The organism is Streptomyces aureus (assembly GCF_001418135.1).
Classification (GTDB): Bacteria; Actinomycetota; Actinomycetes; order Streptomycetales; family Streptomycetaceae; genus Streptomyces; species Streptomyces aureus_A.
In genome coordinates, this window is record NZ_LIPQ01000107.1 from 1 (window position 1) to 7,949 (window position 7,949).

Below are 7,949 nucleotides of genomic sequence, written 5' to 3' on the forward strand. Positions count from 1 at the left end.
CCATCGCGCAGCGACGCGACGAAGGAGCGCCCTTGACGCACCACCGGAAGGAGCGACTCTCGGAAAGAGGGCGATCCCACCAGAGGCCCATCCTCCCGGCCCACCCCAAGAACCTGCCCGTACCGCTCACTCAGTCCAGGCAGAACTCGTTCCCCTCCGGGTCCTCCATCACGATCCACCCGTCGCTCATCGGCGGCGCCGGCTCGAAGCGGCGCAGCCGCTTCCCTCCCAGCGCCACCAGCCGTTCGCATTCGGCTTCCAGCGCCGCCATCTTCTCCTCCCCCTCCAGCCCCGGCGCCGCCCTCACATCGAGGTGCACCCGGTTCTTCGCCGTCTTCCCCTCCGGCACCTGCTGGAAGAACACCCGAGGCCCCTCCCCCTCCGGGTCCTCCAGGGCCGATCGCGTGTTGCGCTCCTCCTCCGGCACTCCCAGCTTCGCCAGAAACTCGTCCCACGCGGCCATCGGGTCCGCGCCCTCCGGCAGTTCGACTCCCGGCGGGCCCGGATGGACGTAACCCAGTACGTCACGCCAGAACGCCGACAGCGCCCCCGGGTCGTGCGCGTCGAACGTGACCTGGAATTGGCGGCTCATCGTGCTGCTCCTTTCCCTGCGGTGCGATGGATCCACCCTGACACCCGAGGCGGACAGGATCGGTCCGCCACCTCTGGCAGGCTGGGCCACATGGACGAGCGGAGGACCACCGAGCGGGTACTCACCCTCCTCGGGCTGCTGCAGCAGCGCCGGGTCTGGTCCGGCCCCGAGCTTGCCGACCGGCTCGGCGTCACGCCACGCACGGTGCGGCGCGACGTCGAGCGGCTGCGCACGCTCGGCTATCCGGTCCACGCCGGCCTGGGAGTGGGTGGCGGCTACCGGCTGGGCCGGGGGCAGGATCTGCCACCCCTCCTCCTCGACGACGAGGAGGCGATCGCCACGGCGGTCTCCCTGCTCGCCGGCGCGGCCGGCGGCTCCGGCGACGCCACGCTCCGGGCGCTGACCAAGCTGGACCAGGTGCTGCCGACCCGACTGCGGCACCAGGTGCGCACTCTGTCGGGATCGGTGGAGTTCTTCGGCGCGGGCCGCACACCCGTCGACCCCGACGCGCTCATGACACTGGCCGGGGCCTGCCGCGAGGAGGTCGAGGCGAGCTTCGACTATCCCTCCGGGGGCACTCCACGGCCGCGCCGGGTCGAGCCCCACCGCCTGGTCGCCTCCGACCGGCGCTGGTACCTCCTCGCGTACGACCTCGACCGGGACGACTGGCGCACCTTCCGCGTGGACAGGATGACGGAGGTGGCGGCCCGGACGTGGCACTTCCGCCCCCGCCCGGCACCGGACGCGGCGGAGTACGTGCAGGAGGGCGTGACGAGCCGGGTCTACGCCCATCGGGCGCGCTTCCTCGTCCACGCGCCGGCGGACACGGTCCGTGCGCAGGTCCCGGCGTCGGCGGCGGTCGTGCGCGCCCGGGGCGAGGACCGCTGCGAGGTCCTGAGCGGCGCGGCGAGTCTCGACCGCGTGCTCATGCACGTACTCCTCCTGGGGCACGAGTTCGAGCTGCTCGATCCGCCGGAGCTCAGGGCCCGCTGCCGGGCTCTGGCGGAGAGGCTCCTGTCGGTCGCCGCCCCGGCGGCGACCCCACTGCGATCGGGCGACGAGCGGGCGGAGGCGTAGGGTCGCTCCATGACGAGCTGGGACGGGGCCGAGGTGCGGGCCCGGATACGGGAGCTGGCGGCGCGTGACCCGGAGCGGGCGCGTTTCGGGTCGCGCACGCACCGGTACGAGCTGCGTCCCGCGCTCCCCGGCGCGGAGATCGGCGCGTTCGAGGAGGAGCACGGCATCCGGCTCCCCCCGGACTACCGTGCCTTCGTGGCGGAGGTGGGCGACGGCCCCGCCGGCCCGGCCCATGGGTTGCTGCCGTTGGCGACTCCCCGCCCGGCGGAGTGGGACGACTGGGCCGTGGACGGCGAATGGGAGGAGGACCGTCTGCCGGGCCGGCTCGCGACGACTTTCCCTCTCACCGACCCCCTTCCCGGCGCGATCGGCGGCCGGGAGGAGGAACTGACCCCGGGCACGCTCACGCTGGCGGAAGAGGGCTGCGGCATGTACGTCCGGCTGATCGTGACGGGGCCGCGCGCGGGCGAGGTCTGGCGGCTGGACCCGGACTGGGGCGGCTTCGTCCCCGCCTACCCCGACTTCCGGACCTGGTACACCAAGTGGCTGCGCGCTCCTGCCTAGACTGACGGTCATGGCATGCCGCATCAGTGAACTGATCCTCGACTGCGCCGATCCCGACCGGCTCGCCGCGTTCTGGAGCGAGGTCCTCGGCTACGTCGAGCTCGGCCGTGAGAGCGACGGAAGCATCGAGATCGGGCCGCCCGACGCAGGCTTCGGCGGCCCGCAGCCCACCCTCGTCCTCAGCCCCAGCAGCGACCCGCGTACCGGGAAGCTCCCGCTCCACATCGACGTCAACCCCACCGACCGCGACCAGGACGCCGAGCTGGAGCGGCTGTTGGCGCTCGGCGCCAGGCGGGCGGACGTCGGTCAGACCGGCGCCGAGAACTGGCACGTCCTGGTCGACCCGGAGGGCAACGAGTTCTGCCTCCTGCACCGCCGGCTCCAGCCGCTCTGAGCCCTCACGGGGGAGCGTCGTTCTCCCCTGCGTGCACTCAGCCCCACGGCCCACCCGGGTCCGCTCGTATCTCCGCGTCCGAATTCCGCCAGCGGCCGCATCCCCCGCCGCGCGACCCTGGCCGTATGAGCACCCAGACCACCACCACGACCGCTTACGACGCCCGCGCCATCGCGCCCTCCGCGCTCGCCGAGCTGCGCGTCACCGACGACGCGGGCCGTGCCTGCGTTCCGTACTCCGCGGGCGAGGGCGGCGACCCGCTCCGCTGCTGTCTGCGTCTCTCCGTCCCGGGCGAGCGGATCGCGCTCGTCTCGTACGCGCCGCTGCGGCGATGGGCGGCCGGGACGGGGGCCGAGCCGGGCGCGTACGACGAGCAGGGCCCCGTCTTCGTCCACGCCGAGGAGTGCGGCGGCCCCGCACCCTCGGAGACGTACCCCTTCGCCCGGGCGGAAGCGCTCCGGACCGTGCGTCGCTACGACGCGGCGGGCCGCATCGTCGGGGGCCGGCTCCTGGAGCTCCCGGAGGCCACGTCCGAGGGCTTCGACCGGGCCTTCGGCGAAGCCTTCGCCGACCCGGCCGTGGCGCTGGTCCACGTCCGGGCGGTCGAGTACGGCTGCTTCCACTTCGAGGTCCGTCGCCCGTGAACGACACGCGTCCCGCCGGCCCGGTTCAGCGGGACTGCGGCGCCGGCCAGGGCCTGCGTCCCGGTCCGGTCGGGTGCGTGCCCGTGACGGCCATGACGACCGAGTAGAGGCTGGTCTCGGCGGCGATGAAGAGGCGGTTGCGCTTGGTGCCGCCCCAGGCGATGTTGGCGACCGCCTCGGGCACGTTCAGCCGTCCGATCAGGGTGCCGTCGGGGTCGTAGCAGTGCACGCCGTCGTCCATCGCGGCCGCCCAGAGCCGACCGCCGTCGTCGAAGCGGAGGTTGTCGAAGCGGGCGGCCCCGCGGGCCGCGGCCTCGGCGAAGACGTCGCCGTCCGACAGCGTCCCGTCCTCGCGCACGTCGAAGACCCGGATGAGGCCCGCCCGGGTGTCGGAGACGAAGAGCTGCCGCTCGTCGGCCGAGAAGACGAGGCCGTTGGGGGCGGCGAAGCAGTCGGCGACCAGCCGCACTTCGCCCGTGGCGGGATCGATGCGGTAGACGTTGTTGGCGCCGATCTCGCTCTCCGCGCGGTAGCCCTCGTAGTCGCTGGTGATGCCGAAGTCCGGGTCGGAGAACCAGATGGAGCCGTCGGACTTCACCGCGGCGTCGTTCGGACTGTTCAGGCGCTTGCCCTGCCAGCGGTCGGCGAGGACGGTGATCGTGCCGTCGTGTTCGGTGCGGGTGACCCGGCGGTTGCCCTGTTCACAGGTGATCAGACGGCCCTGGTGGTCGAGGGTGTTGCCGTTGGTGTGCCCGGCGGTGCGGCGGAAGACGCTGACGGCGCCGGTCTCCTCGTCCCAGCGCAGCATCCGGTCGTTGGGGATGTCGCTCCAGACCAGCTGCTTCCAGGCGGGGAGGTATATCGGCCCTTCGGCCCAGCGGCAGCCGGTGTACAGGACCTCCAGGCCGTCGTCGCCGTTCATGCAGCGGCCGGTACGGAACCGGTCGTCGAACATCTCGTACAGTGCGGGGCGCTCGCTGGTCATGCGGGTTCCTTCCCGTCCACACAGATGCCGTTCCGAATGCCGTACGGCCCGACGGGAAGATTGCCGAATGAGATACGGTCTACGCAAGATCAAGCCGAACGGAGAGTTGTGGATCACATCGATCGCGTCCTGCTGACGCACCTCCAGCAGGACGCCACCCAGTCCTACGCCGCACTGGGCCAGGCCGTGGGCCTCTCGGCCGGAGCGGCCCACGAGCGCGTACGGAAGCTGAGGGAGCGCGGTGCGATCCGCCGCACCACCGTCGAGGTGGACCCGGCGGCGGTGGGCGGCGCCGTCCTGGCGTACGTGATGGTCGACTCGGTCTCGTGGATGGGCGATTCGGCACAGGACTTCGCCGCGCTCCCCGAGATCCTGGAGGCACACGTCATCGCCGGCAGCGCGTCGGTGCTCGTGAAGGTGAGGACGTCGACCACGGAGCAGTTGCAGGACGTGCTGCGCCGCATCTACGCGATCGACGGGGTCAGCGGAACGCAGGCCACGGTCGTCCTGGAGACCTTCTTCGAGCGGCCGGTCTCCCCGGAGCTCGGCACCGGGTGAACGAGAAGGGCCCCGCCCGGGCGCATCACCCGGGCGGGGCCCTCCCCACGTGGGCCGACAGACGAGTCGGGCTGTACGCCGGGTTCTGTCCCCCGGGACCTCGCGGTCGTCGGGGTGACGGCCATCCATCTAGGACCGGCGTTGCCACCGGTCTCCTGCGGTCTACCCGCGGACTCGGGCGAGCAGCCCTCGAACATCCGCGCAGAGACACCGAGGTGTCCCCTCTTGACCTTGCTCCGAGTGGGGTTTACCTAGCCGCCTGAGTCACCTCAGGCGCTGGTGGTCTCTTACACCACCGTTTCACCCTTACCGAGGGCCGAAGTCCCCGGCGGTCTGTTTTCTGTGGCACTGTCCCGCGGGTCACCCCGGGTGGCCGTTAGCCACCACCCTGCTCTGTGGAGCCCGGACGTTCCTCGGGAAGATCCGAGGATCTCCACGCGGCCGCCCGCCCGGCTCGTCTGCCGTGCCGACCATGCTACCCGCCGATCAGGAGGTCGATGGACCCTTCGGGGACGGTCCCTGGAGTGACGCTTGACCTTGCCGCAGCGTCAGGGTTTCTACTGGGCCCATGCGTATCGGCGAGATCGCCGCCCTGGTCGGGGTCACCCCCCGCGCCGTGCGGCACTACCACCAGTCGGGCCTGTTGCCCGAGCCCGCGCGGCGGGCCAACGGATACCGGGAGTACGGCGTCCGGGACGCCGTCCTGCTCGCCCGCATCCGCCGGCTCACCGAGCTGGGTCTCGGACTCGACGAGGTGCGGGGAGTGCTCGCCGACGACGAGGGGCGCGGTCTCGTCGAGGTGCTGGAGGAGCTCGCGGAGGACCTGGCCCGCCAGGAGGCGGAGATCCGGACGCGCCGGGAGCGGCTGTCCGCCCTCCTCGACGAGGCCCGGGCCGGGCGGCTGCCCGCCGACGGCCCCCTGTCGCCGGAGCTCACCTCGCTGCTCGCGGGCCTGGGCGAGCTGCCCGAGTCCCCGATGGCGGCGAAGGACCGACAGATCCTGGCCCTGATGGACGTCGTCGTGCCCGAGGAGGAGCGGGCCCGGCTGATGGGCCTGATGGAGGGAGCGGCGGAGCACGCGCACGAGGTGTACCCGCTGCTCGACGCGCTCTCCGGGGCGGCGGCGGACGACCCCCGGGTCGCCGAGGCCGCGCGGGTGCTCGCCGACTGCCTGCCGGACGAGCTGGGAGTGAACATGCCGACCGGGGCGCCGGGCGAGGCCGGCTCGTCCGACACCTCCCTCGCGGACGCCCTCTTCGCGGACCTCGCCCCCGCGCAGTCCGCGGCCATCCACCTGGCGATGCGCCTGGTCCGGGAACGACGGGAGGGGGGCCGATGACGGGAGCCGGAGCGGTGACGGGAACAGAGGCGACGGCGGGCCGCCGGACTCGTGGCGTTCGCCTTCTGCGGCTCGTCGCCCATGTCGTTCTCCCCGCCGAGGTCGTCCTCGCCGTCCTCCTGGTCGGCGGGGTCCGGATACCCGCCGCCGTATGGGCCGGCGCCGAGCTCCTCGTCGTCACGCTCATGGTCGCCGAGGGCCTGGCGTACCTGCGACTGCGGCGTCGGGGGCTCTCCCGGCGGGAGGCCGTCGCCGAGCTCGTGCCCGGGGCCGTGCTGCGGATCACGGGGCACGAGCTGCGGATCATGGCGAGTCTGGTGCGGTGGGCGGCACGGCGCCCGCACGGGGTCAAGGGTGTCGACCGCGTGTTCCCGCACGCGCGGGACCAGGCAGTGCTCATGTACGGCTTCGCGTTCGTGTGCGTGGTCGAGAGCGTCGGCATGTCGTATCTGCTCGCCGACTGGCCCGTCGTCCACGCGGTCGTCCTCGTCCTGGACGTGTACACCGTGCTGTTCGTCCTCGGCCTGCACGCGGCCGCCGTGACCCGCCCGCACACCCTCGCCGGGGGCGTCCTGCGGCTCCGCCAGGCCGCGCACGTCGACGTGTCCGTGCCCCTCGACCGGATCGCGTCCGTCCGTCACGAGCTGGTGTTCTCGCACGAGAAGGCCGAGGGCGAGCTGAACCTCGCCGTCGGCTCGCAGACCTCCCTCACCGTCGAGCTGACCGAACCGGTCGACGCGCCCCGGTTCTTCGGCGCGCCCCGGCCCGTACGGCTGATCCGCTTCCACGCCGACGACGCGCGCGCCCTGTACCGCGAGCTCGGCCCGGCCGTCACGCGGGCGCGAACAGCACCTTCGCCGTCCCCGGGTCCGCCGCCGCGAGTCTGACCCGCAGCCACTCCCCCAGCGGCAGGCGGGAGCCACCGCCCTCGATGCGGGCGACGACCGCCGGGTCGTCCAGGTGGACGGTGCCGACGGCCGGTTCGCGTTCCTTCACGTCGATCACGTACGCGTCGAAGATCTCGCCGACCCGTTCCCTCAGCAGCGCCGCCTCGACGATGTCGACGCTCTCGCGCTCCACGGTGTTGGCGCGGCGCGAGCCGTCGGCCATCGCGTCGGGGAGGGCGGGCAGGGCGGCCCGTACCCACTCGGGCGGTTCGTCGCCCGCCACCGCCGCGACGCACAGCTCGCCCGCGTACCGGTCGACGAGGCGGCGCAGGGGCGCGGTGCAGTGGGTGTACTCGTCGGCGACGGCGGCGTGCACGGCGGGGGTGGGGATGTGGCCGTCGGTGAAGACGGTGTATCCGGCGCCCCGGAGCAGGGTGGTGCACTCCTGGAGGAAGGCGGCGTGGCGCGGGTTCGTGGGGTCGGCGGCCCGGACGACGTCGGCGTACGAGACGTGGTGCGGCCAGTCGACGCCGAGGGCCTGCGCGGAGCGGCGCAGGCGGGCGACGGCGCCGTCGGGGGCGGTGGGGAGCGTGCGCAGGATGCCGGTGCCGGCGGCGGTCATGAGGTCGGCGGCGGCCATGCCGGTGAGCAGGGAGATCTGGGCGTTCCAGCCGTCGGCGGGGAGCGGGGCGCGGTAGGCGAGGGAGTAGGTGTGGTCCTGCTCGACGATCTCCTGTTCGGGGACGTTGAGGGAGATCCCGCCGCGTTCGGATTCGAGGGCCTCGCGAAGGCGTCCGATGTCCCGGAGGAGGGCCACCGGCTCCTCGGCCGTGCCCGTGTCGATCTGCTTCTGCACGGCCGCGTAGTCGAGTTTGGCGCGGCTGCGGACGAGGGCGCGGCGGACGTCGG

Annotated in this window: 10 protein-coding genes and 1 other RNA gene; 7 read left to right on the plus strand and 4 right to left on the minus strand. The window is 72.9% G+C overall.

Features of this window, described 5'->3' with window-relative positions; genetic code table 11:
* Positions 1-130: 130 nt before the first annotated feature.
* Positions 131-592 (minus strand): VOC family protein, encoded by a 462-nt coding sequence (locus AOK00_RS11240; protein ID WP_055600168.1) that lies wholly within the window; start codon positions 590-592, stop codon positions 131-133.
* Positions 593-682: 90 nt separating this feature from the next.
* On the opposite strand from AOK00_RS11240, the gene AOK00_RS11245 reads away from it, so the two are divergent.
* From AOK00_RS11245 to AOK00_RS11260, 4 genes are all read left to right on the plus strand, one after another.
* Positions 683-1,669 (plus strand): helix-turn-helix transcriptional regulator, encoded by a 987-nt coding sequence (locus tag AOK00_RS11245; protein WP_055600169.1) that lies wholly within the window; start codon positions 683-685, stop codon positions 1,667-1,669.
* Positions 1,670-1,678: 9 nt separating this feature from the next.
* Positions 1,679-2,233, plus strand: coding sequence for an SMI1/KNR4 family protein (locus AOK00_RS11250; protein ID WP_055600170.1), 555 nt, complete (start codon positions 1,679-1,681; stop codon positions 2,231-2,233).
* Positions 2,234-2,243: 10 nt separating this feature from the next.
* Positions 2,244-2,627 (plus strand): VOC family protein, encoded by a 384-nt coding sequence (locus AOK00_RS11255; RefSeq protein WP_055600171.1) that lies wholly within the window; start codon positions 2,244-2,246, stop codon positions 2,625-2,627.
* 125 nt (positions 2,628-2,752) lie between these two features.
* Positions 2,753-3,271 carry a DUF1203 domain-containing protein gene (locus tag AOK00_RS11260; protein ID WP_055600172.1) on the plus strand — a complete coding sequence of 173 codons (519 nt, stop codon included), beginning with the start codon at positions 2,753-2,755 and terminating at the stop codon, positions 3,269-3,271.
* A gap of 25 nt (positions 3,272-3,296) precedes the next feature.
* Here AOK00_RS11260 and AOK00_RS11265 read toward each other — a convergent pair whose 3' ends face one another.
* Positions 3,297-4,256, minus strand: a complete 960-nt coding sequence (locus AOK00_RS11265) for an SMP-30/gluconolactonase/LRE family protein (RefSeq protein WP_055600173.1) — start codon at positions 4,254-4,256, stop codon at positions 3,297-3,299.
* 108 nt (positions 4,257-4,364) lie between these two features.
* On the opposite strand from AOK00_RS11265, the gene AOK00_RS11270 reads away from it, so the two are divergent.
* Positions 4,365-4,814, plus strand: coding sequence for an Lrp/AsnC family transcriptional regulator (locus tag AOK00_RS11270; RefSeq protein WP_055600174.1), 450 nt, complete (start codon positions 4,365-4,367; stop codon positions 4,812-4,814).
* 58 nt (positions 4,815-4,872) lie between these two features.
* Here the strand turns inward: AOK00_RS11270 and rnpB are convergent.
* An RNA gene (rnpB, locus tag AOK00_RS11290) (RNase P RNA component class A) lies at positions 4,873-5,271 on the minus strand.
* Between the two features lie 111 nt (positions 5,272-5,382).
* On the opposite strand from rnpB, the gene AOK00_RS11275 reads away from it, so the two are divergent.
* Together AOK00_RS11275 and AOK00_RS11280 are read left to right on the plus strand one after the other, a co-directional pair.
* Positions 5,383-6,153, plus strand: coding sequence for a MerR family transcriptional regulator (locus tag AOK00_RS11275; RefSeq protein WP_055600175.1), 771 nt, complete (start codon positions 5,383-5,385; stop codon positions 6,151-6,153).
* 14 nt (positions 6,154-6,167) lie between these two features.
* Positions 6,168-7,040 (plus strand): hypothetical protein, encoded by an 873-nt coding sequence (locus AOK00_RS11280; RefSeq protein WP_254047330.1) that lies wholly within the window; start codon positions 6,168-6,170, stop codon positions 7,038-7,040.
* Here AOK00_RS11280 and AOK00_RS11285 read toward each other — a convergent pair.
* On the minus strand, positions 6,985-7,949 hold a 965-nt coding region (locus AOK00_RS11285), incomplete at its 5' end, for an RNB domain-containing ribonuclease (RefSeq protein ID WP_055600177.1). The two genes, AOK00_RS11280 and AOK00_RS11285, sit on opposite strands and share 56 nt — an antisense overlap.